The organism is Brenneria izbisi (assembly GCF_025840185.1).
GTDB classification, from domain to species: domain Bacteria; phylum Pseudomonadota; class Gammaproteobacteria; order Enterobacterales; family Enterobacteriaceae; genus Brenneria; species Brenneria izbisi.
Map to the genome: position 1 here is coordinate 224,661 of NZ_JAMPJU010000003.1, position 22,473 is coordinate 247,133.

Sequence of the window (22,473 nt, forward strand, 5' to 3'; positions counted from 1 at the left end):
CAACGCGCCAACATTTGAAAAGTAACGGGTATAACCGCCTTTTGCTTGATAGGAAGTATCATGATGCAAAAACAGTTATCGGTTGCGGTGGGGATCATTCGTAACGCGGAGCAACGGTTTTTTATTGCTCGTCGTCCAGATGGCGTTCACATGGCTGGCATGTGGGAATTTCCCGGCGGAAAAGTGGAAGAGGGTGAAACGTCTGAGCAGGCGTTAATTCGTGAACTGCGTGAAGAGGCCGGAATTGAAGCCTCGAACCCGACGCCGTTGGGGGAAAAGTCGTTTGCTACCTCAGAGCGTATTATTACGCTGCACTTTTTTCTGGTGGAAAGCTGGCAAGGCGAACCCTATGGTCGCGAAGGACAGGCCTCTCGCTGGGTGAGTGTGGATGAATTGAAGGAAGACGAGTTTCCGCCAGCGAATGCGGAAATAATCCGCTGGTTAAAATCCAACTGACAGATCCGCTCTGGCAAATTCAGATACTTTTTCGTACGGTATCTGAATTCGGCCAGACTCCCCGAACCAGGGCGATAAGCTTAGTGTTGCTGGTCGCCGCTCCAGTCTTCACTGTCTGAAATGATATCATCGCTGGGGATGCGTTTCTCTTCATCAGCCCATTCACCAAGGTCAATTAGCTGGCAGCGTTTACTGCAAAATGGCCGATAAATGCTCTGTGCAGTCCATTCTACCGGTTTTTTGCAGGTCGGGCATTGCACCGTTGTGATCTCATTATCCATCTAATTTCTCCTGACAAATTCCCTTATTCATGTATTGATGCCCATTCTGACATTTTCTTTTGCCCGGCGTTAGCAACAAGCTAAATCAAAAGTTAAACGAGGGGGAATTTGACCGTTTTCACTATCCAGAGAGAGAAAACGGATTGCATAGCGTGTTTTATGACCGGATATCTGCGGGTAAAGCTGAAGCGCCAATTCGATGCGTAAACGCAACAGGTCGGCATCGGAGGCATTATCCTGAAAAAAACCGTTCAGGCTGATTTGTGGGCGGAAAGTCCCGGAGTGGCGAATCAGTTCCAGTATCATATCCAGTGAACGTTTTAGAGGCGCTAATGAGGCCAGCCAGCCTGACACCAGGTATTCACGTTGCGTTTGTGGCTGATGAAGCCAGATATGCAGCGTCGGTAAGTCAAAGCTGCAACATCCCCCCGGAATATTGAGCCGCTGGCGAACCATGCCGATCAGCCGGTCTTCACGCAGAATCTGCCCCATTCGTGGCGCTGCCATCAGTACCGCAGACTGATCTTTTAACTGGCGGCGCAACGTGTGGATCCGATCCATATCGACACCTGGCACATCACTCCATTGCAGTAATTTCTGCTGCTGACGTTCCAATTCTTTTAATAATTCAGTACGGACGTCGCCGCGTTCCAACACGTCCAGCAGATCGGAGATGGAATTAAAGAATGTCAGGGCGCTTCCCATGTCGGTCAGAGCATGGTTTTGATGTAATTGTTGTAGCAATGATTCGATACGTAACCAGGTCCGCGTTTTTTCGTTTAGCGGATATTCAAACAAAATAGTTGAGGGCACGTCACTCATTCTTGGTCATCCTGTTAGTAGCAGCGGCAGCCAGCTTAAGGTACTGGCGGTGCAGTTCGGCAACGCGTGGAGCGAGTTCGCTCTGGCTACTATTATTATCAATAATATCATCGGCATAAGCCAGGCGTTGCTCTTGGCTCGCCTGTGCCGCCAGTATGTTTTCCGCTTGTTGAAGACTGGTTCCATCTCGCGCCAGCGTGCGTTCAAGCTGGGTATTCCGGTTGACATCCACGACCAGAACACGCTGCGCGTATTGTTGCAAGCCGTTCTCTACCAGCAATGGTACCACCCAAAGCAGATACGATCCGGTTGATGTCTGAAATTGTCGCTGTGTTTCCGCATGGATCAAGGGATGCAACAGATTATTCAGCCACTGCTTTTCTTGCGGTGAAGAGAAAATTCGTTGGCGTAGCGCTGAACGATTGAGAGAACCATCAACATTCAGGATGTTGTCGCCAAATCGATGTTTGATCGTGTCCAGCGCGGGCGTGCCGGGTTCGACCACCTGACGCGCAATAACATCCGCATCAATGATGGTTACCCCAAGTTTCGCAAACTCATTGGCGACGGTGCTTTTCCCGCTGCCGATACCCCCAGTCAGGGCTACGATATATGTCATGGCACCGATTCTGAAAATGAATAGGTAAATTTCATCAATTTTATCCCAAATAAAGACAAATTCGCAGTCTTGCCGAAGGATTATTAGCGCGTATGATAACGTCACTGGGAATGGCATTAATCATTTGGTTTATCGTAGCTGAAAACCGCTTTACTCGTCGCCGCCACTAACCAGGAATTCAAATCCCATGCGTATCGAAGAAGATTTAAAGTTAGGCTTTAAAGATGTTCTCATCCGCCCTAAACGTTCTACCCTCAAAAGTCGTTCTGAAGTTGAACTAGTGCGCCAGTTCAGCTTTCTCCATGCCGGGAGCGCATGGTCCGGGGTGCCGATCATCGCCGCCAATATGGATACGGTTGGCACATTCCGCATGGCGGAAGCGCTGGCATCCTTTGATGTGTTGACAGCGGTTCACAAACATTACTCGCAGGATCAATGGTCGCAGTTTGTACAACGCTCATCGGCGGCGGTATTGCGTCATGTCATGGTATCGACGGGGACGTCTGACGCGGATTTCGCCAAACTGAAGCAAATTGTTGCTTTATCGGCAGAACTGAAGTTTATCTGTATTGATGTTGCGAATGGCTATTCCGAGCACTTTGTCACTTTTTTGCAAAAAGCGCGTGAAACTTTTCCTGATAAGGTAATTTGCGCTGGTAATGTTGTGACCGGCGAAATGGTTGAGGAACTGCTTCTTTCCGGTGCGGATATTGTGAAAGTCGGTATCGGACCAGGCTCGGTTTGTACCACCAGGGTTAAAACCGGGGTTGGTTATCCGCAATTGTCGGCGGTGATTGAGTGCGCTGATGCCGCGCATGGATTGGGTGGACAAATCGTCAGTGACGGCGGTTGTTCTGCTCCTGGTGATGTCGCCAAAGCCTTTGGCGGCGGGGCGGATTTTGTCATGCTGGGCGGCATGTTGGCCGGGCATGATGAATGCGAAGGTACGATTGTCGAGGAAAATGGCGAAAAAATGATGCTGTTTTATGGCATGAGTTCTGCTTCCGCTATGGAGAGACATATTGGGGGCGTTGCCGAGTACCGTGCTGCGGAAGGTAAAACCGTTAAGTTGCCGCTGCGCGGTCCGGTGGATGATACTGTGCGCGATATCCTGGGCGGATTGCGCTCAGCCTGCACCTATGTTGGCGCATCGCGTTTGAAAGAATTGACCAAACGCACGACATTTATCCGTGTCGCTGAACAGGAAAACCGTGTTTTTAACGGCGAGTGACCGCGTCGTCTGATAGTGTTGGCTGGATCAACCGCCAGCCAACACATTGCCAAGCTGAAAAATCGGCAGATACATGCCTACCACGATTGCGCCGACCATACCGCCAACCACCACCATCAATACAGGCTCCAGGGTCTGAGTCAGGTTTTCAGCCTGTTGTTCGGTTTTTCTTTCATACCACTTCGCCAACTGGGTAAATAATCTATCTAACGCGCCCGTCTCTTCACCAACCCGAATCAGTTGCTGACATGGTGCGGGGAACAGCGTAACAAACGACTGTGTCGCGTGATGCAGGGGGATGCCCTGCTGAATCTGCGTTTGTATTCGTTGCAGGGCTGATTGGTAGAGGGGATGATGGATTGTGGCGGCGGCATCCAGCCCGGCAGGTAAGGTCAGCCCCGCATATTGCGTCATTGCCAGTATATTGAATATCTGGTTGAGACATTTCCCGCGAATCAAGCCCGATATCACCGGTATTTTGAGTAAACAAGCCTGCTCTCTTTCTTGCCAGGCAACCTTGTTGCGGCGCAAGCCGGCATAAACCAGCAATAATACCGAGAGCATCAGTAGCGTGGCTAAACCGTTATCGGCAGCCCCGTTTGCCAGGTGGATCAACTGCTGGGTGAACCAGGGAAGCGGGGTATCGAATGAAGCGTATAGGTTGGCGAACTCCGGTAATACCACGGTCAGCATCAGGGTGCTGACCAGCAAGGCGACGATCAATACGAAGCAAGGATAGCGTAATGCTTTGATGACCTTGCGTTGCAGATGGCACTGTTTTTCCTGTTGATGAGCCAGTTGCAAGCAGCACTCATCGAGTTTCCCGGTGAGTTCGCCGACGGTAATCAAGGAGCGGTAGACAACGGGAAAGATATGCGGGTATTCGGCGAGGGTTTCGGATAGCGCTTTTCCCTGTGCAATCTGGACGGTGATGTCTTTAAGCACACAGCGCCAGCCGGGACGCTCATGCTGTTCTGCGAGCAATTTCAGGGCGTCCAATAGCGGCAGCCCCGCCTGTAATAACATTGCCAGTTGTTTGATCAATTCACCAAGATGCTCGCTTTTCCAATAACGTGATGATAAATATTGCCCCGTTTTGAGAGACAAGGGCTGATACCCCTGGGCGATGAGGCTGGTATAAGCCTGATGACGGTAACGCCCCACCATTTCACCCTGAACGAGTTCTCCTTCCGGCGTAATCGCCTGCCAGTGATATATGCGTGATAGATTCATCATGTTCCTGCCTTATGCGAAGGGGCGTCGCCGACAACACGATATACTTCGGCTATCGACGTTATTCCCGCATCAACCAGCGATAAACCAGTCATAAACAGCGTGGGAAAGCCGGCATGACGCGAGAGTGCGGTTAGCTGACGGTCACCGGCGTTGCTGACCAATGCTTGTTGCAGCATGGGGGTTATCACCAGTAATTCGTAGATGGCGACGCGGCCATAATAGCCGGAAAAACAGTGGCTACAGCCTTGCGCTTGCCAATGGTTCAAGGGACCGCGCCATATTTCGTCAGGAAAGTGACGCAGCGATTCGGCCTGTGTTTTACAGTGCTGACATAAACGGCGTACCAGCCGTTGGGCAATGACCAGTTTCAGCGCGGTGGCAAGTAGATAACCGGGAACACCGAGATGCGTCAACCGACTCAGCGTTTCTATGGCTGAATTGGTGTGCAACGTGGACATCACCAGATGTCCGGTTTGCGCAGCTTTAACTGCGATTTCTGCGGTTTCGGCATCACGGATTTCGCCAATCATGATCACGTCGGGATCCTGACGCAGCAAGGCACGCAATATCCGACCAAAATCCAGATCGGCTTTCGGGTTGACCGCCGTTTGGTTAATGCCGGACAAGGGGATCTCAATGGGATCTTCAACGCTGCAAATATTACGGCTGACGTTATTGAGCCATCGGATAGCGCTGTAAAGCGTCACGGTTTTACCACTGCCGGTTGGCCCGGTGACCAGAATCATTCCCTGAGGCGCGCTGAGTGTCTGGATAAACTGCGCCAGCGCGTTTTCGGACATCCCCAGTTTTTCGAGCGCCCATTCCTGTTGGTAAGTTTGTAAAATGCGCAACACCACTTTCTCTCCCTGTTGTACCGGCAGAGTAGCAATGCGCAATGAATAGGCCTGTTGATCCAGTATCAGGCTGAATTGCCCATCCTGCGGTAAACGGCGTTCGGCGATATTCAGTTTACCCATGATTTTCAACCGTGCGGTGAGCCGCGCGATCAGTTCCGCGGGCGGCGCGGCTATTTCCTGTAACACGCCGTCAATCCGTAGCCGAACGCGGTAATCGGTCAGCAACGGTTCAAAATGAATATCCGAAGCCCGACGTTGAATGGCCAGCCGCAACGTCTGATTAATAAACTGAACGACAGGCGGATCGTCATCACTGGTGGGGCTATCCGGTTGAGTGGGGTAGGTTACCGAAGGTTCCTCAATGGTTTTGGCCGGGTTAAGTTGTTGCTCCATTTTTGCCAGCGGCCATTGTTCGATTAGAATTCTGCGGTTGCCGGCAAAACGCAGCGCTGCCATCATTTCCGCAGAAGGCGAGGCGTTGACCGCAACCGAGATAGTCTGTTCATCCAGCCCCAGGAAGAGTGCATGATAACGACGGCACAGTTGTTGTAATTCGTCCATCAGATGCGCGGTGTCAGTCATGATCACTCCGCCGTATTAGCAAAGCGGAAAACATTCTGACACGCGGATTGTAAGCTTTCCGCCTTGTTGTCCGTTACGCAGCGCTTTGTCCAGCGTGACGTGCTGGTCGCCGAATCCCAGGCTGGCGTCAGAACAACGCGCAGTCCTTGCAATGTTGATTGCCCGGTCAACGTGATGATGCCTTGATTCACGGCGACGTCACTGACATAGCGTGAAGTTATGCCGGCGGGAATGCTCTGATTGCCTGAATTGCAGGCGGTAAAGGCGGCATTTTCCAGGCCGCATAAATCGACAGCCGTTTTATAGGACATCATGGTTTGCAGCATGTCGGTCATGGCGGCTTTGTGTAGATAGCCTTGGTAAGCAGGAACGCCGATAGCGCTCAGGATGGCGACAATCGCAATAACGATCATCAATTCGACCAGCGTAAATCCCCGTTGTTTTCCCATGTCGGATTTCCCTGTTTATTGTCTGTGGCGACAGGATAGAAAACGGAAGCAAGGCTGGCGACCAGGTAGGTTCTAAACCGGAATACGTTATGAAAAAGATGTTTAAAATTGCTGCTGATTAAACGAGTTTTGCGAGCGGTTACGCAATTTGTGAAGCGGAATAACCGACAAGATAAATGCCGGATGCCAGTGGAAAGCGGCGTTGAAAAATGGCGGGCGCATTTTTCAACGCCGTATAGTGACGGCCCGAAGGGTAGTGGGGCAAGGAGAAGGCAGGGGGTGCCCACCATAAAAGAAGACTCAGAGGAAGCGCATGGATAAATCCAATGCCCGTACGTGCTTAGTCAGCGCGCCGACGGAAATATAGTCCACGCCGGTTTCGGCGTAATCACGTAATGTCTCCATGGTGACATTCCCTGATATTTCCAGCAGTGCTCGTCCTTGCGCGATAGTGACCGCCTCGCGGATTTTCTCCAGACTGAAGTTATCCAACATAATGATGTCCGCGCCGGCATCCAGCGCCTGGCGCAGTTCATCCAGTGATTCGACCTCGACTTCCACCGGCACATCGCTACGCAACAATCGCGCTTTTTCCACCGCTTGCCGGATTGAACCTGCCGCAATGATATGGTTTTCCTTGATCAGGAATGCATCGGCGAGCCCCAGGCGATGGTTCTCGCCCCCTCCACAGGAAACGGCGTATTTCAGGGCTGTTCTCAGGCCCGGCAGGGTTTTGCGAGTATCGAGCAGACAGGTGCGGGTGCCTTGTAATAACGCGACGTAACGGCTGACTTCGGTGGCGACGCCGGATAGCGTTTGCAGGAAATTCAGGGCGGTGCGTTCCCCGGTCAGCAGTTGTTTTGCCGATCCGGTGATTTCACACAGCGTCTGGTTGGGTCGGATGGCATCGCCGTCGGCGACATGCCAGACGATGCTGGTCGCGGCGCCAAGCTGAGAAAAGACCTCCTCAAGCCAGTGTTTGCCACAGAAAACACCCGCTTCACGGGTGATGATGCGAGCGTGCGCCTGCGTTTCGTCCGCGAGCAAATGCGCGGTAATGTCCTGACTGGCATCAGCGATACCGCCTAAATCTTCACTCAAGGCCAGATTAACGCTGGCGGGGATATCATGCTCAATACGCGCAAGCAGATCGGCCTGGCGCTGTTCCTGACTGTAACGACGAGTTGGCATCACAAAGGCTCCGAAGGGGGATTCGGGACGATATGCTACCTTGTTTACAGACAGACATCCAGAATGAATAGTCTTTGTAATTCAGTTGGTTACTTGTTTTGATGATTAATTGCAAAACATCGGGGAGCGAAGATGGTCTGAAAAACGTTTTTATTACGACGGGGTGAAGCCTCCTTATACAACGCTTCGCCCCGATGTTATATTTATCTAATTGAAAAAATTAGAAATTATAACCTACGACCAGATAGTAGCCCCAGCCAGTCGATTTCACTTCAAACGGACCTTTGCCGAAATTCAGTTCGGTTCCATCCGCCCACTGTCCGCCGTTATGGAAATAACGGGCGACCACAGAGTAGTGCCAGTTATCATAACCCAGGGCCAGGATATGGCTGGAGGCGATCGAGTTACTGGTGCGAGAGCGGCCATCTTTATTGCGCAGGTCTGATCCAAAGTCAAAGTTAGTGAAACTGATGTAGGTCACATTACCCCCCCACAGACTGCCTAACGGATAGAAATATTTGACTTTAACGCGGTAGCCATCCCACTCGTTTTCGTTGCCGGCATCGTAGTTCTGCCACTGATATTTGGCATAGCCGTTCAGGGAGAGCGAGAGATCAGTGCCGGTATCAATATCGGTGCCGATACCCATGTACCAGGTGCTTTGGCGTGAGTCGCTATTGCGGCCCTGGTCATAGATAATGTTATTGGCGATATACCACTCTTTAAATGGACCGAAACTGAGGTCGGTTCCTGTTAGTTTATCGATGGAAAAGCGTGGTTCTATTTCCACGAATAACGGCGAGCCTTTGTCCCAAACGCCCCGGCTGTCTGTATTCCCACCGAAAAATTTGGGTATATCCGCATAACCGTAAAAATCGAACCAGTCTTTACGGGCAAACGCCTCATATTCCAGATAGGTGGTGTTATTTAATTGCGGCCCAAAGCGGGTGTGGTAGCTGCCCACCACATTGACACTCTGGTGCCACCAGTCGGAAAGGTATTCTGGTTTATTGGTGTCAGCGAGCGTTGGCGCGCTGTAGGATAAAGCGATTAAAGCACCAGCGGTGAGTGTTTTTTTCATGTCGGTTAACCTGTGTTTAGCGGAACGCTGCGGCGGTGAGTGTTGTGAAATAAGTTTTTGTAATATCTAAAAAAATAGGATAAAGCTCCCGCGATTATTTTAAATAAAAATTGACGCTATGCACGGAGTCTGGTTCGCATATTCACAATATTGCAATGATATTGTGATCCGCATCACAAATATAACTCTGTAAGTTTCTACACAAAGGAATTGGCCGTGATGATTATCTGAATGGTTTTTTATCTTTTAATGGATGGGAAATATCGAAAAAGCGGGCAGCGAAATAATAAAACCTTTTTGTATCCAATTGGTTAGGAATGATGTCAAGAAATATGGTACGCTGTTGGCAACGGCATTTTTGTTAAACGCAGATCCCATTTACCGCACCTTATTCAGCCCGGCAAACGACATAATGCGAGGTTAGCGCCGATGCTTTTGGAAAATGGCTGGTTATCTGAAATAAAACATATACCTTCACCTCATTTTGATTGTCGCCCGAAGGCGGAAGCGCCTTCCCTGCTGGTGATTCATAATATCAGTCTGCCGCCGGGCGAATTCGGCGGGCCTTATATTGATCAGTTATTTACTGCTACGCTCGATCCGTGCGCTCATCCTTATTTTGCTGATATCGCCCATTTGCGTGTGTCGGCGCACTGTCTGATCCGTCGGGATGGGGAGGTGATTCAGTATGTTTCTTTTGACCAGCGAGCGTGGCATGCAGGGGTTTCCTGTTTTGCAGGCCGCGAGCGGTGTAACGATTTTTCAATCGGTGTCGAACTGGAAGGAACGGATACGCTACCTTTTACTACTGAGCAATATCATCAGTTGGCGGTGATAACCCGGCTACTCGTCAGCGCTTACCCGATAACACCGTCCAGGATCACCGGTCACAGCCATATCGCCCCGGGGCGTAAAACCGATCCAGGCCCCGCTTTTGATTGGGATTACTACCATCGCCTGATTCACGAAGGCGGGAAAGAGAACGAGGGAGTATAAAACGATGACGCTGTTTACATTGTTGCTGGTTTTGGCGGGGGAGCGTCTGTTCAAACAGGGCGAACATTGGCAGATTGATCACCGTCTTGAAGTGGTGTTTCGCCGTTTGTCTTCGCCTTCGTTATTGCAGACTCTGTTTCTGACTTTTTGCTGTATGGCGAGCGTGGCGGTATTGCTATGGCTGGTAAGCGGCGTGCTGTTTGGTGTTGTTCTGCTATTGCTGTGGATTGTCATCAGCCTGATGTGTATCGGGGCGGGTGAAGTTCGCCAGCATTATCGGCGTTATCTTCAGGCGGCGCAGCGCGGTGAAAAAGATGCCAGCCAGCAATTGGCGACGGAGTTGGCTTTAATCCACGGATTGCCGCTAGGAACCGGGGAGACGGAACGTCTGAAGGAGTTACAGAACGCGTTGCTATGGATTAATTTCCGCTTTTATCTGGCACCGCTGTTCTGGTTTACGGTGGCCGGGCCTTATGGACCGGTCGCGTTGGCGGGTTATGCTTTTTTACGCGCCAGACAAACCTGGCTGGCGCGACATCATACGCCGTTGGCGCGAGCGCAGTCCGGTGTCGATGCGTTGTTGCACTGGCTTGATTGGATCCCGGTACGTTTGGCGGGCGCGGCGTATGCTTTGTTGGGCCACGGTGAGAAGGCCTTGCCAGCCTGGTTTTCCTCGCTTGGCGATACCCGCAATTCGCAATATTGGGTGTTAACGCAACTGGCGCAGTTCTCTCTGGCGCGTGAGCCGCATATTGATCCGGTGGCAACGCCGAAGGCGGCTGTGGCATTGGCGAAAAAAGTGACCATGGTGCTGGTGGTTGTGGTGGCGCTACTGACGATTTATGGCGCGCTGGTTTAAATCAGGCAACCGATATACAGCATGACAAATGGCCGAAATTATCGGCCATTTGTTTATTCTGTGGATGAAGTCTTAACGGGCGGTCTTCTTCTGCTTAAAGAAGTAGCCGAGACCCAAAATAATCAACCAGACCGGAATCAACAACACTGAAATCTGGATGCCGGGCGTCAGATACATAATGACCAGTATGCCAGCCAGGAACAGCAGGCAGAGATAGTTGCCCAGCGGATAAAGCAATGCTTTAAATCTGGTGACAGTGCCTTCTCTGTCTTTTTGCGCCCGGAATTTCAGGTGCGCCAGACTGATCATCGCCCAGTTAATGACCAACGCAGAAACCACCAGCGCCATCAGTAACTCAAAAGCCTTGCCGGGGAGCAGATAGTTGATCACAACACACAGTGCGGTCGCCAGCGCCGATACGCCGATCGCCACGACAGGCACGCCGCGCCCATCAACCGTTTGCAATACTTTGGGGCCATTGCCCTGTTTCGCCAAACCAAACAACATGCGGCTATTGCAATAAACGCAACTGTTATAGACCGATAACGCCGCAGTCAGTACCACGATGTTCAGTACGGTTGCCACCACATTGCTGTTCAGTTCGTGGAAGATCATGACAAACGGACTGCCGCCTTCGACCACTTTACCCCAGGGATAAAGCGACAGCAGGATGGTCAGTGAGCCGATATAAAAGATCAGAATACGGTAGATGACCTGATTGGTGGCGCGTGGAATGCTTTTTTCCGGGTTATCAGCTTCGGCCGCGGTGATCCCGACCAGTTCCAGTCCGCCAAATGAGAACATGATAACGGCCATCGCCATCACCAGCCCGGCGATGCCGTTCGGGAAAAAGCCGCCCTGCGCCCACAGGTTGGTTATCGTTGCTTCCGGGCCGCCAGAACCGCTAATCAGCAACCAGCTGCCGAACACGATCATGCCGATAATGGCCGCGACTTTGATGATGGCGAACCAGAATTCCATTTCGCCGTAAACTTTGACGTTCGCCAGGTTGATCGCGTTAATGAGTAGAAAGAAAGCGGCGGCGGAGACCCAGGTCGGGATATCCGGCCACCAGTATTGTACATAGATGCCGACGGCGCTTAGTTCCGCCATGGCGACCAGCACATACAGCACCCAGTAGTTCCAGCCGGAGGCAAAACCGGCAAAATTGCCCCAGTATTTATAGGCGAAGTGGCTGAAAGAACCGGCAACAGGCTCTTCCACCACCATTTCGCCAAGTTGACGCATAATAAGAAAAGCAATAAATCCGCCGATCGCATAACCCAACAGTACCGATGGCCCAGCCATTTTGATTGTTTGCGCGATACCGAGAAAAAGCCCGGTTCCTACCGCGCCGCCTAAGGCGATCAACTGGATATGACGATTTTTCAAGCCGCGCTTTAGCGTCCCGTCTTGTTGTTGGTCATCCATCAAATTTAATCCTCTGCCATGGCAAGCAAAACACGGATGCGGCAGCAAAACGTGTTTTGCTTTACGTTTGTGTAATTTTATTTTTACGGTGAAATACCGGCTAATATCCTGCGGTATCTACCATTTGTCAGAGAATAGTGATATGCACGCCAAATTGCACTGATTTCTTTACGTATCAATAGATAAAAAGTTATCGCCATCAAGCTGGTGTGTATAAGAATTGCGGCTCACGTTTTACGAATATTTTACAAAGCCATCGTCATTATTCTCTTTTTACCAGCGGGGTGAGGATCGCAGGTAAAAGGCACAATGAAAAAATGTTTTATCACAAAAAAAATAGAATAACAATTCACAATAAGTGAATTTATATTTAATTATGTTGAAGGTTTAACGGTTCAGCAATGATTGCCTGGCGTTTCAAAAAAGTTAAAAAATTAATCAGGCGGATCAAGGGGAGTATCACTGGCGGGTTGTCACTTTGCCTCATATTGCTGGTGCGTTTGTTAAAATCTGGTGGGATTGGTGATTTTGCTCAACGTCCTTATGGACAGAAGGTGAATACTTTGTTACTTTAGCGTCATGTTTTTGAAATTGGTATTACCAATTGACTCCGCGCCATTCGCAGAGAAGAATTCACCATGGCATACAGCAAGATCCGTCAGCCTAAGCTGTCAGATGTGATTGAGCAGCAATTGGAGTTTCTGATCCTTGAGGGAACCTTGCGCCCCGGCGAAAAGCTCCCCCCGGAGCGCGAACTGGCAAAACAGTTCGATGTCTCCCGTCCTTCTCTGAGAGAAGCCATTCAACGCCTGGAAGCCAAAGGGTTACTTTTGCGCCGTCAGGGTGGTGGTACTTTCGTTCAAACCAATCTTTGGCAAAGCGTCAGCGATCCGCTGGCGGAACTACTGAGCACGCATCCCGAATCACAATTCGATCTGCTGGAAACCCGTCACGCTTTGGAAGGGATTGCCGCCTATTACGCGGCATTACGCGGTACGGAATCGGATCTGCAACGCATCCGGGATTGTCACGCCGTCATTCAGCAGGCCAGAGAGTCAGGAGATTTGAACGCGGAATCGGAAGCGGTGATGCAGTATCAGGTCGCGGTTACAGAGGCCACGCACAATGTGGTGTTGCTGCACTTGCTGCGCTGCATGGGACCGTTGCTGGAACAGAACGTAAGACAGAATTTTGAATTGCTCTATCTAAGCCGTGAAGTGCTGGCGCAGGTAAGCATTCATCGCGCTGGAATTTTTGAGGCGATTGTTGCCCGTGAACCAGAAAAGGCTCGCGAAGCATCACACCGCCATCTGGCGTTTATTGAGGAGGTATTGCTGGATCTTAACCGGGAACATAGTCGGCGTGAGCGATCGCTGCGTCGGCTCCAGCAACGCAAGGATTGAGCGTCCTGTTTCAGGGCTCTGAATGCGGTAACTATGACGATGGGCCTGTCTTCATGTGCTTTACTTATGAATAAGTCAGAGCACAAGAAGACAGGCTCCAATAAACCAACTTATTAGAGAAGATAAGGAACAACCATGTCAGATCGTTTAAATAATGACGTGGATCCGATCGAAACCCGCGACTGGCTGCAGGCGATCGAATCGGTCATCCGTGAAGAGGGTGTTGAGCGTGCTCAGTATCTGATTGATCAGGTGCTGAGTGAAGCACGTAAAGGTGGTGTGAGCATTGCTGCCGGCAGTGCCGCACGTCTATACGTCAATACCATCGCAGTGGAAGACGAGCCGGAATACCCAGGTAATCTGGATCTGGAAAGACGTATTCGCTCAGCGATTCGCTGGAACGCGGTCATGACGGTTCTGCGTGCGTCGAAAAAAGATCTGGACCTGGGCGGCCACATGGCGTCTTTTCAGTCTTCCGCAACGTTCTATGAAGTGTGCTTCAACCACTTCTTCCGCGCACGTAATGCGCAGGACGGCGGCGATCTGGTTTACTTCCAGGGCCACATTTCTCCCGGCGTTTATGCCCGCGCTTTCCTTGAAGGTCGTTTGACTGAAGAGCAGATGAACAACTTCCGTCAGGAAGTGCATGGCAAAGGCCTGTCTTCTTACCCGCATCCTAAATTGATGCCGGAATTCTGGCAGTTCCCGACCGTTTCCATGGGATTGGGGCCGATCGGCGCCATCTATCAAGCTAAATTCCTGAAATATCTGGAGCATCGTGGTCTGAAGGATACGTCTAAACAAACCGTTTACGCTTTCCTGGGCGACGGTGAAATGGACGAACCGGAATCCAAGGGGGCTATCACCATCGCCACCCGTGAAAAACTGGATAATCTGGTGTTCGTGATCAACTGTAACCTGCAACGTCTGGATGGCCCGGTTACCGGTAATGGTAAAATCATTAACGAACTGGAAGGCATTTTCGGCGGCGCTGGTTGGGAAGTGATCAAGGTGATCTGGGGCGGACGTTGGGACGAACTGCTGCGTAAAGACACCAGCGGTAAACTGATCCAATTGATGAACGAAACCGTCGATGGCGACTACCAGACCTTCAAATCCAAAAATGGCGCGTATGTTCGTGAGCACTTCTTCGGTAAATACCCGGAAACAGCGGCTCTGGTCAAAGACTGGACCGACGATCAGATTTGGTCATTGAACCGTGGTGGTCATGATCCGAAGAAAGTCTTTGCCGCACTGAAAAAAGCGCAGGAAACCAAAGACAAACCGGTCGTGATTCTTGCGCATACCATCAAAGGTTATGGTATGGGTGATGCCGCTGAGGGTAAAAACATCGCTCACCAGGTTAAGAAAATCAACATGGACGGCGTGCGTTACTTCCGCGATCGTTTCAATGTGCCGGTCAGCGATGAAAACATCGAAAAACTGCCGTATATCACTTTCGATAAAGACTCGGCGGAATACAAATACCTGCACGAACGTCGTCAGGCGCTGGAAGGTTACCTGCCAAGCCGTCAGCCGAACTTCAGTGAAAAACTGGAACTGCCGACGCTGGAAGATTTCAGCACCCTGCTGGAAGAGCAGAACAAAGAGATCTCCACCACTATCGCGTTTGTGCGTGTTCTGAACGTGATGCTGAAGAACCAATCGATCAAAGATCGTCTGGTGCCGATCATCGCCGATGAAGCGCGTACCTTCGGTATGGAAGGTCTGTTCCGTCAGATTGGTATTTACAGCCCGAACGGTCAGCAATATACCCCGCAGGACCGTGAGCAGGTTGCTTACTACAAAGAAGACAAGAAAGGTCAGATCCTGCAAGAAGGGATTAACGAACTGGGCGCCGGTTCATCCTGGCTGGCGGCGGCGACGTCTTACAGCACCAACGATCTGCCGATGATCCCGTTCTACATTTACTACTCCATGTTCGGCTTCCAACGTATCGGCGATCTGTGCTGGGCGGCAGGCGACCAACAGGCGCGCGGTTTCCTGATCGGCGGTACGTCCGGTCGTACTACGCTGAACGGCGAAGGTTTGCAGCACGAAGATGGTCACAGCCATATTCAGTCCCTGACTATCCCGAACTGCATTTCCTACGATCCGGCCTATGCTTATGAAGTCGCTGTCATTATGCATGACGGTTTGCATCGTATGTATGGCGAAGCGCAGGAGAACATTTACTACTACATCACCACGCTGAACGAAAACTACCATATGCCTGCGATGCCGCAAGGGGCGGAAGAGGGTATCCGCAAGGGTATTTACAAACTGGAAACGGTTGAAGGTGGCAAAGGTAAAGTGCAGTTGCTGGGTTCCGGCTCCATCCTGCGTCATGTGCGTGAAGCGGCGCAGATCCTGGCGAAAGACTACGGTATCGGTTCTGATGTGTTCAGCGTTACCTCCTTCACTGAACTGGCGCGCGATGGTCAGGATTGTGAGCGCTGGAACATGCTGCACCCGACCGAAGAACCACGCGTACCTTATGTGGCTCAGGTTTTGAGCGATGCGCCAGCGGTAGCGTCAACCGATTACATGAAGCTGTTTGCCGAGCAAATCCGTAACTTTATCCCGGCCAGCGATTATCGTGTTCTGGGTACTGACGGTTTCGGTCGTTCCGACAGCCGTGAGAATTTGCGTCATCACTTCGAAGTGGATGCGTCTTACGTTGTGGTTGCGGCATTGGGTGAACTGGCTAAACGCGGTGAAATTGATAAGAAAGTGGTTGCCGACGCCATCACTAAATTCGAAATCGATGCAGATAAAGTCAACCCGCGTCTGGCATAAGAGGTAAAGATTACATGGCTATCGAAATCAACGTACCGGATATCGGTGCAGATGAAGTTGAAGTCACCGAAGTGATGGTGAAGGTGGGCGATAAAGTCGAAGCTGAACAGTCGCTGATAACCGTAGAGGGCGACAAGGCTTCTATGGAAGTGCCTTCGCCGCAGGCCGGTGTGGTTAAAGAGATCAAAGTAGCGGTCGGCGACAAAGTGGAAACCGGCAAACTTATCATGATTTTCGATTCCGCCGACGGCGCAGCCGATGCTGCGCCCGCCAAGGCGGAAGAGAAGCAGGAAGACGCCAAACCAGCCGCTGCCGCCAGCGCCAGCAAAGAGGTTGAAGTGCCGGATATCGGCGCGGATGAAGTTGAAGTCACCGAAGTGCTGGTCAACGTCGGCGACAGCGTTGAAGCCGAGCAATCCCTGATCACCGTAGAAGGTGATAAAGCGTCCATGGAAGTGCCGGCGCCGTTTGCCGGCACGGTTAAAGAAATCAAAATCAGCACCGGCGACAAAGTGAAAACCGGCTCGCTGATTATGGTCTTTGACGTGGCGGGCGCAGGTGGTTCAGCGCCGGTTAAAGCCGAAAGCAACACGGAAGCGGCGCCAGCCGCCGCCAGCGGCGCAGCGGCGGCGAAAGACGTCAATGTGCCGGATATCGGCGGCGACGAAGTTGAAGTCACGGAAGTGATGGTTAAAGTGGGCGATAAAATCGCCGCTGAACAATCACTGATTACCGTTGAAGGCGACAAGGCGTCCATGGAAGTCCCGGCGCCATTCGCCGGTACGGTGAAAGAAATCAAGATCAGTACCGGCGATAAAGTGAAAACCGGTTCGCTGATTATGGTCTTCGAGGTTGAAGGCGCGGCGCCTGCCGCTGCTTCGGCGCCGGCGGCCAAGCAGGAGTCTGCACCGGCCAGGAAAGAAGAAACCGCCGTCGCGCCTGCGGCGAAAGCGGAAAGCAAGGGCGAGTTTGCCGAGAATGATGCCTATGTGCACGCGACGCCGGTTATCCGACGTCTGGCGCGTGAATTCGGCGTGAATCTGGCAAAAGTGAAGGGCACCGGTCGTAAAGGCCGCATCCTGCGCGAAGACGTTCAGGCTTACGTGAAAGACGCGGTGAAACGTGCGGAGTCCGCGCCAGCGGCTACCGGTGGCGGTCTGCCGGGCATGTTGCCATGGCCGAAAGTGGACTTCAGCAAGTTCGGTGAAGTTGAAGAGGTCGAACTGGGCCGCATCCAGAAAATTTCCGGTGCCAACCTGAGCCGTAACTGGGTAATGATCCCGCACGTTACGCACTTCGACAAAACGGATATCACCGATCTGGAAGCATTCCGTAAACAGCAGAATCTGGAAGCGGAGAAGAAAAAACTGGATGTGAAGATCACCCCGGTTGTTTTCATCATGAAAGCCGTTGCTTATGCGCTGGAGCAGATGCCGCGTTTCAACAGTTCGCTGTCCGAAGACGCTCAGAAACTGACGCTGAAGAAATACATCAATATCGGCGTGGCGGTGGATACCCCGAATGGTCTGGTGGTTCCCGTGTTCAAAGACGTGAACAAGAAAGGCATCATCGAGCTTTCTCGTGAACTGATGACGATCTCCAAAAAAGCCCGTGACGGTAAGTTGACCGCCGGCGAAATGCAAGGCGGATGCTTCACCATCTCCAGCATCGGCGGCCTGGGTACGACGCATTTCGCGCCGATTGTCAACGCGCCGGAAGTCGCTATCCTCGGTGTGTCCAAGTCCGCGATGGAACCCGTATGGAACGGTAAAGAGTTTACGCCGCGTCTGATGATGCCGATATCTCTGTCCTTCGACCACCGTGTCATTGACGGTGCTGATGGTGCGCGTTTTATTACCATCATCAACAACATGTTGTCTGACATTCGCCGTCTGGTGATGTAATCGAAAAGCCGGCCTGACGGTCGGCTTTTTTCTGGTAAGCTGTCGTTTGTTACAGCTATCCGTGATTAAGGACAAATCGTTAGTCGCTTATTGTTTCAAAAATGTTAACGGTTTTGTAAACTACGGCGACAAAGACACGTCCCGGTGGAAGAGGGCGTTGAGACTCAATAACAATGACGTCACAGACCCGCCGGAAATTAATTAAGAGGTCATGATGAGTACTGAAATTAAAGCTCAGGTAGTGGTACTTGGTGCCGGCCCTGCCGGGTATTCCGCGGCATTCCGCTGCGCGGACTTAGGCCTGGAAACCGTACTGGTGGAGCGCTACGCCACGCTGGGTGGTGTGTGTCTGAACGTTGGCTGTATCCCTTCCAAAGCATTACTGCACGTTGCCAAAGTCATTGAAGAAGCCAAAGCGCTGGCTGAGCATGGCATCGTATTTGGCGAGCCGAAAACCGATATTGACAAGATCCGGTTGTGGAAAGAGAAAGTCATCAACCAATTGACCGGTGGTCTGGCTGGTATGGCTAAAGGCCGTAAAGTCAAAGTGGTGAACGGTCTGGGTAAATTCACCGGCGCCAACACGCTGGAGGTTGAGGGTGAAAACGGTAAAACCACCATCAACTTCGATAACGCGATTATTGCGGCAGGTTCCCGTCCGATCCAACTGCCATTTATTCCGCACGAAGATCCGCGTGTATGGGATTCCACCGATGCGCTGGAACTGAAAACGGTTCCCGAACGTTTGCTGATCATGGGCGGCGGTATCATCGGTCTGGAAATGGGAACCGTGTATCATGCGCTGGGTTCTCAGATCGACGTGGTGGAAATGTTCGATCAGGTGATCCCGGCTGCCGATAAAGATATCGTTAAAGTCTTCACCAAGCGTATCAGTAAGCAGTTTACGCTGATGCTGGAAACCAAGGTGACGGCGGTGGAAGCCAAAGAAGACGGCATCTACGTGACGATGGAAGGCAAAAAAGCGCCGGCCGAACCGCAGCGTTACGATGCGGTGCTGGTGGCTATCGGTCGCGTACCGAATGGTAAAAATCTGGAGGCGGGTAAAGCGGGCGTGGAAGTGGACGATCGCGGTTTTATCCACGTTGATAAGCAAATGCGCACCAACGTGCCGCACATCTATGCGATTGGCGACATTGTCGGTCAGCCGATGCTGGCGCATAAAGGCGTGCATGAAGGTCACGTTGCGGCTGAAGTTATCGCGGGTAAGAAACATTACTTCGATCCGAAAGTCATTCCTTCTATTGCTTATACCGAACCGGAAGTCGCATGGGTCGGTCTGACTGAGAAAGAAGCGAAAGAGAAAGGCATCAGCTATGAGACGGCGACCTTCCCCTGGGCGGCATCCGGTCGCGCTATCGCATCCGACTGTGCGGATGGCATGACCAAACTGATTTTCGACAAAGAAACGCACCGTGTTATCGGCGGCGCGATTGTCGGCACCAACGGCGGCGAACTGTTGGGTGAAATCGGTCTGGCGATCGAGATGGGTTGTGATGCGGAAGATATCGCGCTGACCATCCATGCTCACCCGACGCTACATGAATCCGTGGGGCTGGCTGCTGAGATTTTTGAAGGCAGCATTACCGACTTGCCGAACCCGAAAGCGAAGAAGAAATAATTTCGCCTTCAATTAGCGGTTAATCATTCCTAATCCGGCATCTCACGATGCCGGATTTTTTTTGTAAAAACGGGAACCGTCGGCAATGTTGGTTGATCAGGTTGGATCGCTAATCAATAATCCAAGCAGATAAGGCAAATCGCCGGAGGCTCTTAATGCGCAGCGTGCCAGAATCTGGTTGCTGTCCAGGTGCGGCAGTGCGCTGATGTTCTGTGCCAGCTTCGCGTCAAGATCGGTGGGTTTGGCCGCCGTTTCCTGACGCGTGACTCGACAGGTGAGCGTTGAACCGTTGTGCAGGTACAGGGTGACCTCATGGAAACGGGCCTCAGGATCCAGTTCGTCCGGCGGGGCGGTGTCGTCCGCTATCCGGGTGACCTTGTCGGCCAGCGCCAGAATAGCGGGATCAACCGGCCCTTCGGCAAAACGCGTCAGCTTGAGTTCGCCTTCCAGCAGCGCCGCGGCAATCACATATTCCAGGCTGAAACGCGCTTCTACGCCGGTTGCGGCACGACGGATAAACGGTGCAATGTCGCCGCCCGGTGGGAAGGATACGGTAATACGCGCCACGCTATCGGTGAGTGAAGCGTTGGCGTCATATTGCGCTTGCCACTGCTCTCTTAGCGCAAAAGCCGCTTCCGCCGCGCTGTGTGTTCCGCCGCAGGTTGGGTAGCGTTTGAATGCCAGACCGGGCGCGACGATGCGCCACGGCGCTCCCCAGGATTCGGTCAGTAACCGTGGTTGCTGTTGTTGATCGCCATGCGCGGCCAGAAAAGCCTCGATAACCTGCCCGGAGTTGCCATTGAAACCCGCCAACGCAAGCAAGGCTGCTGTGACGCCGGTTCTGGCCGCAAGCCCCGCATGAAGCGGTTTTACCGCTGAACCAAACTGTGCGCGTAAGCCCGCCGCCTGCGTCGCCGCCAGACCAAGGATATTTTCGGTTTGTTCAACGCTGGCGCCAAGCAGCCGCGCCGCCGCCGCCGCCGCCGCAATCGCGCCTAATGTGGCGGTATTGTGATAGCCGAGACTGTAATGACGCGGTCCGCAAGCCAGACCGATTCTGCCTGCGACTTCCACGCCGATAACATAGGCGGTCAAAAAGGCCTCTTCGGTGATGTGCCGGTTTTCCGCTGCCAGAGCAAACAGCGCCGGCAGGATCACTGTACTGGGGTGACCGCGAAATGCCGGATGGTAGTCATCAAAGTCCAGAGCATGACCGACATATCCCAGGATCACACTGTTTGTCTGGCTATCCGTAGCGTTGAAAACCTGCTTTAACGGGATCAAACCGCTGTCGGCAATCGCGCCCTGAGTAATCGGCAAGGCTGTAGCAATAAAATCGGTTACACCTCGACGCGCGGCATCGATTGCCGGCGGGTTGGGTAAACTGCGGGAAATGAACCGGGCGAGCGTGGTGGTTAAATCAGTCTGGTTAGTCATAAGCAGCAGGGAGGTCAGCAACAAAGATATCTTAATCTACTGTGCCCGGTTGATGGGGTAAATGGCATGAATTATTTATTTTGGCTATATACCCGAAATCAGAAACGATCTTTAAGCTGTCCCGGCGTAACGCCATAGGCGCGCCGCAGGGCGGTGGCGAAATTGGCCGGACTGTTATAGCCCGCGAGACTGGCCGCTTGCGCGATGCCGACGCCATCTTTTTTCAACGCCAGCATCGCCCGCTGTAACCGGCAGTTACGCAGATATTCGAATACCGTCATGTTAAATGTCTGACGAAAATGGCGTTGCAGCGTGCTTTCGCTCATATTGACGCTTTGGGCAATTTCAGCAATGGAGAGCAGGTCGGCGGCGCCGCTTTCCAGCATATCCCTGACCTGATGGATGCGATGATGATTGCGCAGCGTGACGCCGGAGGCGGTTTTCTCCTGTGACGCGCGGCTGGCGACTGAACTGAACGCTTCGATAATCAACGACATACACTGAGTTTCCAGGTACAGACGTTGCAGAGGCGTCTGGCAGGGACCGGTATTCAGGATCTGCCAGGCGATAGCCATCGCCTGACGCGACGGGATCCATAAATGGGTGGAAAGATGCGTTTGCGTGAAGTCATAAATTGCCTGCCAGTCGCTGACGGTATCCATCAGATTGCCGTACAGCCATTCCCGGCTAAAGGTGAGCGAAACGGTACGCTCATATTCATCTCGTTTACCGTTGTGACTGAACGACGTGGGGTCGACCAGTGAAATCAGTGAGGCGGGCTGATGATTTCCCAGATGTAACACCTTTTCATCATACGTAATATGCGCATTGCCATTGACCACGATAGCCAGTTTTATCGCGCCATTCAGCATGCCTTGGGTTTTCATCGTGCGCAGGTTGATCACATCAGCCGTATGCAGAATCAGATCGCGGTTCAGTTGTACCACACTGAAGCTGCCAAACAGCACTGGCGTATCGTCAATCAATCCTGGCCCCAGCAAGCGATAGTTATTTGACACCAGACTGGACAGTTGGACAAGGTGGCGCTTATCGATCGCTTTTGATGTTGGAAGCTGATTTTGCATGATCCCCTCTCTATGTTGTCACGTTGTCGTCCGTCATTTTGCCGTTTTCGCAAAGCAATTTGCCGTTTCCACAAACCCCGTCTGAAAAAACAAATGTAACAATGGCTGCGTCAAA

Annotated in this window: 19 protein-coding genes; 8 read left to right on the forward strand and 11 right to left on the reverse strand. The window is 52.0% G+C overall.

Going from position 1 to position 22,473, the window contains the following annotated elements:
- Positions 1-60 precede the first annotated feature (60 nt).
- A complete protein-coding gene (gene mutT / locus NC856_RS06125; protein ID WP_318841725.1) occupies positions 61-456 on the forward strand; it encodes an 8-oxo-dGTP diphosphatase MutT in 396 nt (131 codons plus the stop codon).
- Between the two features lie 80 nt (positions 457-536).
- Here the strand turns inward: mutT and yacG are convergent, their stop codons facing one another.
- From yacG to coaE, 3 genes are all read right to left on the reverse strand, one after another.
- Positions 537-737 (reverse strand): DNA gyrase inhibitor YacG, encoded by a 201-nt coding sequence (gene yacG, locus NC856_RS06130; RefSeq protein WP_264089547.1) that lies wholly within the window; start codon positions 735-737, stop codon positions 537-539.
- Between the two features lie 69 nt (positions 738-806).
- Positions 807-1,559 (reverse strand): cell division protein ZapD, encoded by a 753-nt coding sequence (zapD, locus tag NC856_RS06135; RefSeq protein ID WP_264089548.1) that lies wholly within the window; start codon positions 1,557-1,559, stop codon positions 807-809.
- Entirely contained in the window at positions 1,552-2,178 is a 627-nt protein-coding gene (gene coaE / locus NC856_RS06140; protein WP_264089549.1) for a dephospho-CoA kinase, read from the reverse strand. Before coaE ends, zapD begins: the two co-directional genes overlap by 8 nt.
- 187 nt (positions 2,179-2,365) lie before the next feature.
- On the opposite strand from coaE, the gene NC856_RS06145 reads away from it, so the two are divergent.
- Positions 2,366-3,409 (forward strand): GMP reductase, encoded by a 1,044-nt coding sequence (locus tag NC856_RS06145; RefSeq protein ID WP_264089550.1) that lies wholly within the window; start codon positions 2,366-2,368, stop codon positions 3,407-3,409.
- 27 nt (positions 3,410-3,436) lie between these two features.
- Here NC856_RS06145 and hofC read toward each other — a convergent pair whose 3' ends face one another.
- The 5 genes from hofC to NC856_RS06170 all read right to left on the reverse strand — a co-directional run bounded on the left by hofC (position 3,437) and on the right by NC856_RS06170 (position 8,805).
- A complete protein-coding gene (hofC, locus tag NC856_RS06150; RefSeq protein ID WP_264089682.1) occupies positions 3,437-4,642 on the reverse strand; it encodes a protein transport protein HofC in 1,206 nt (401 codons plus the stop codon).
- Entirely contained in the window at positions 4,642-6,084 is a 1,443-nt protein-coding gene (gene gspE, locus NC856_RS06155) for a type II secretion system protein GspE (protein WP_264089551.1), read from the reverse strand. Before gspE ends, hofC begins: the two co-directional genes overlap by 1 nt.
- A gap of 2 nt (positions 6,085-6,086) precedes the next feature.
- Entirely contained in the window at positions 6,087-6,533 is a 447-nt protein-coding gene (gene ppdD / locus NC856_RS06160; RefSeq protein ID WP_264089552.1) for a prepilin peptidase-dependent pilin, read from the reverse strand.
- A gap of 300 nt (positions 6,534-6,833) precedes the next feature.
- Positions 6,834-7,724 (reverse strand): carboxylating nicotinate-nucleotide diphosphorylase, encoded by an 891-nt coding sequence (nadC, locus tag NC856_RS06165; RefSeq protein ID WP_264089553.1) that lies wholly within the window; start codon positions 7,722-7,724, stop codon positions 6,834-6,836.
- Between the two features lie 220 nt (positions 7,725-7,944).
- Positions 7,945-8,805, reverse strand: a complete 861-nt coding sequence (locus NC856_RS06170; protein ID WP_264089554.1) for a nucleoside-specific channel-forming protein Tsx — start codon at positions 8,803-8,805, stop codon at positions 7,945-7,947.
- Between the two features lie 429 nt (positions 8,806-9,234).
- Between NC856_RS06170 and ampD the strand changes: the two genes are divergently transcribed.
- Together ampD and ampE are read left to right on the forward strand one after the other, a co-directional pair.
- Entirely contained in the window at positions 9,235-9,801 is a 567-nt protein-coding gene (gene ampD, locus NC856_RS06175) for a 1,6-anhydro-N-acetylmuramyl-L-alanine amidase AmpD (protein WP_264089555.1), read from the forward strand.
- Positions 9,802-9,805: 4 nt separating this feature from the next.
- Positions 9,806-10,660: a beta-lactamase regulator AmpE gene (gene ampE, locus NC856_RS06180; RefSeq protein ID WP_264089556.1), complete on the forward strand. Its 855-nt coding sequence runs from the start codon at positions 9,806-9,808 to the stop codon at positions 10,658-10,660.
- A 72-nt stretch (positions 10,661-10,732) separates the two neighbouring features.
- Here the strand turns inward: ampE and NC856_RS06185 are convergent, their stop codons facing one another.
- Positions 10,733-12,091, reverse strand: a complete 1,359-nt coding sequence (locus NC856_RS06185) for an amino acid permease (RefSeq protein WP_264089557.1) — start codon at positions 12,089-12,091, stop codon at positions 10,733-10,735.
- 638 nt (positions 12,092-12,729) lie between these two features.
- Here NC856_RS06185 and pdhR point away from each other — a divergent pair.
- The 4 genes from pdhR (at position 12,730) to lpdA (ending at position 19,836) form a co-directional block, all read left to right on the forward strand.
- Positions 12,730-13,494 (forward strand): pyruvate dehydrogenase complex transcriptional repressor PdhR, encoded by a 765-nt coding sequence (gene pdhR, locus NC856_RS06190; RefSeq protein WP_264089558.1) that lies wholly within the window; start codon positions 12,730-12,732, stop codon positions 13,492-13,494.
- 135 nt (positions 13,495-13,629) lie between these two features.
- Positions 13,630-16,293: a pyruvate dehydrogenase (acetyl-transferring), homodimeric type gene (gene aceE, locus NC856_RS06195; RefSeq protein WP_264089559.1), complete on the forward strand. Its 2,664-nt coding sequence runs from the start codon at positions 13,630-13,632 to the stop codon at positions 16,291-16,293.
- Positions 16,294-16,307: 14 nt separating this feature from the next.
- The gene (aceF, locus tag NC856_RS06200) at positions 16,308-18,197 is read left to right on the forward strand and encodes a pyruvate dehydrogenase complex dihydrolipoyllysine-residue acetyltransferase (RefSeq protein ID WP_264089560.1); all 1,890 of its coding nucleotides are present in this window, start codon (positions 16,308-16,310) and stop codon (positions 18,195-18,197) included.
- Between the two features lie 214 nt (positions 18,198-18,411).
- Entirely contained in the window at positions 18,412-19,836 is a 1,425-nt protein-coding gene (lpdA, locus tag NC856_RS06205) for a dihydrolipoyl dehydrogenase (protein WP_264089561.1), read from the forward strand.
- 96 nt (positions 19,837-19,932) lie between these two features.
- Here the strand turns inward: lpdA and NC856_RS06210 are convergent, their stop codons facing one another.
- Positions 19,933-21,273, reverse strand: a complete 1,341-nt coding sequence (locus tag NC856_RS06210; RefSeq protein ID WP_264089683.1) for an MmgE/PrpD family protein — start codon at positions 21,271-21,273, stop codon at positions 19,933-19,935.
- A 98-nt stretch (positions 21,274-21,371) separates the two neighbouring features.
- Positions 21,372-22,358 (reverse strand): helix-turn-helix transcriptional regulator, encoded by a 987-nt coding sequence (locus NC856_RS06215; protein ID WP_264089562.1) that lies wholly within the window; start codon positions 22,356-22,358, stop codon positions 21,372-21,374.
- Positions 22,359-22,473 lie beyond the last annotated feature (115 nt).

Bases quoted from the DNA above. Each gene is read 5' to 3' on its own strand.
- mutT (WP_318841725.1), top strand. From the start codon at position 61: ATGATGCAAAAACAGTTATCGGTTGCGGTGGGGATCATTCGTAACGCG.
- yacG (WP_264089547.1), bottom strand. From the start codon at position 737: ATGGATAATGAGATCACAACGGTGCAATGCCCGACCTGCAAAAAACCG.
- zapD (WP_264089548.1), bottom strand. From the start codon at position 1,559: ATGAGTGACGTGCCCTCAACTATTTTGTTTGAATATCCGCTAAACGAA.
- coaE (WP_264089549.1), bottom strand. From the start codon at position 2,178: ATGACATATATCGTAGCCCTGACTGGGGGTATCGGCAGCGGGAAAAGC.
- NC856_RS06145 (WP_264089550.1), top strand. From the start codon at position 2,366: ATGCGTATCGAAGAAGATTTAAAGTTAGGCTTTAAAGATGTTCTCATC.
- hofC (WP_264089682.1), bottom strand. From the start codon at position 4,642: ATGAATCTATCACGCATATATCACTGGCAGGCGATTACGCCGGAAGGA.
- gspE (WP_264089551.1), bottom strand. From the start codon at position 6,084: ATGACTGACACCGCGCATCTGATGGACGAATTACAACAACTGTGCCGT.
- ppdD (WP_264089552.1), bottom strand. From the start codon at position 6,533: ATGGGAAAACAACGGGGATTTACGCTGGTCGAATTGATGATCGTTATT.
- nadC (WP_264089553.1), bottom strand. From the start codon at position 7,724: ATGCCAACTCGTCGTTACAGTCAGGAACAGCGCCAGGCCGATCTGCTT.
- NC856_RS06170 (WP_264089554.1), bottom strand. From the start codon at position 8,805: ATGAAAAAAACACTCACCGCTGGTGCTTTAATCGCTTTATCCTACAGC.
- ampD (WP_264089555.1), top strand. From the start codon at position 9,235: ATGCTTTTGGAAAATGGCTGGTTATCTGAAATAAAACATATACCTTCA.
- ampE (WP_264089556.1), top strand. From the start codon at position 9,806: ATGACGCTGTTTACATTGTTGCTGGTTTTGGCGGGGGAGCGTCTGTTC.
- NC856_RS06185 (WP_264089557.1), bottom strand. From the start codon at position 12,091: ATGGATGACCAACAACAAGACGGGACGCTAAAGCGCGGCTTGAAAAAT.
- pdhR (WP_264089558.1), top strand. From the start codon at position 12,730: ATGGCATACAGCAAGATCCGTCAGCCTAAGCTGTCAGATGTGATTGAG.
- aceE (WP_264089559.1), top strand. From the start codon at position 13,630: ATGTCAGATCGTTTAAATAATGACGTGGATCCGATCGAAACCCGCGAC.
- aceF (WP_264089560.1), top strand. From the start codon at position 16,308: ATGGCTATCGAAATCAACGTACCGGATATCGGTGCAGATGAAGTTGAA.
- lpdA (WP_264089561.1), top strand. From the start codon at position 18,412: ATGAGTACTGAAATTAAAGCTCAGGTAGTGGTACTTGGTGCCGGCCCT.
- NC856_RS06210 (WP_264089683.1), bottom strand. From the start codon at position 21,273: ATGACTAACCAGACTGATTTAACCACCACGCTCGCCCGGTTCATTTCC.
- NC856_RS06215 (WP_264089562.1), bottom strand. From the start codon at position 22,358: ATGCAAAATCAGCTTCCAACATCAAAAGCGATCGATAAGCGCCACCTT.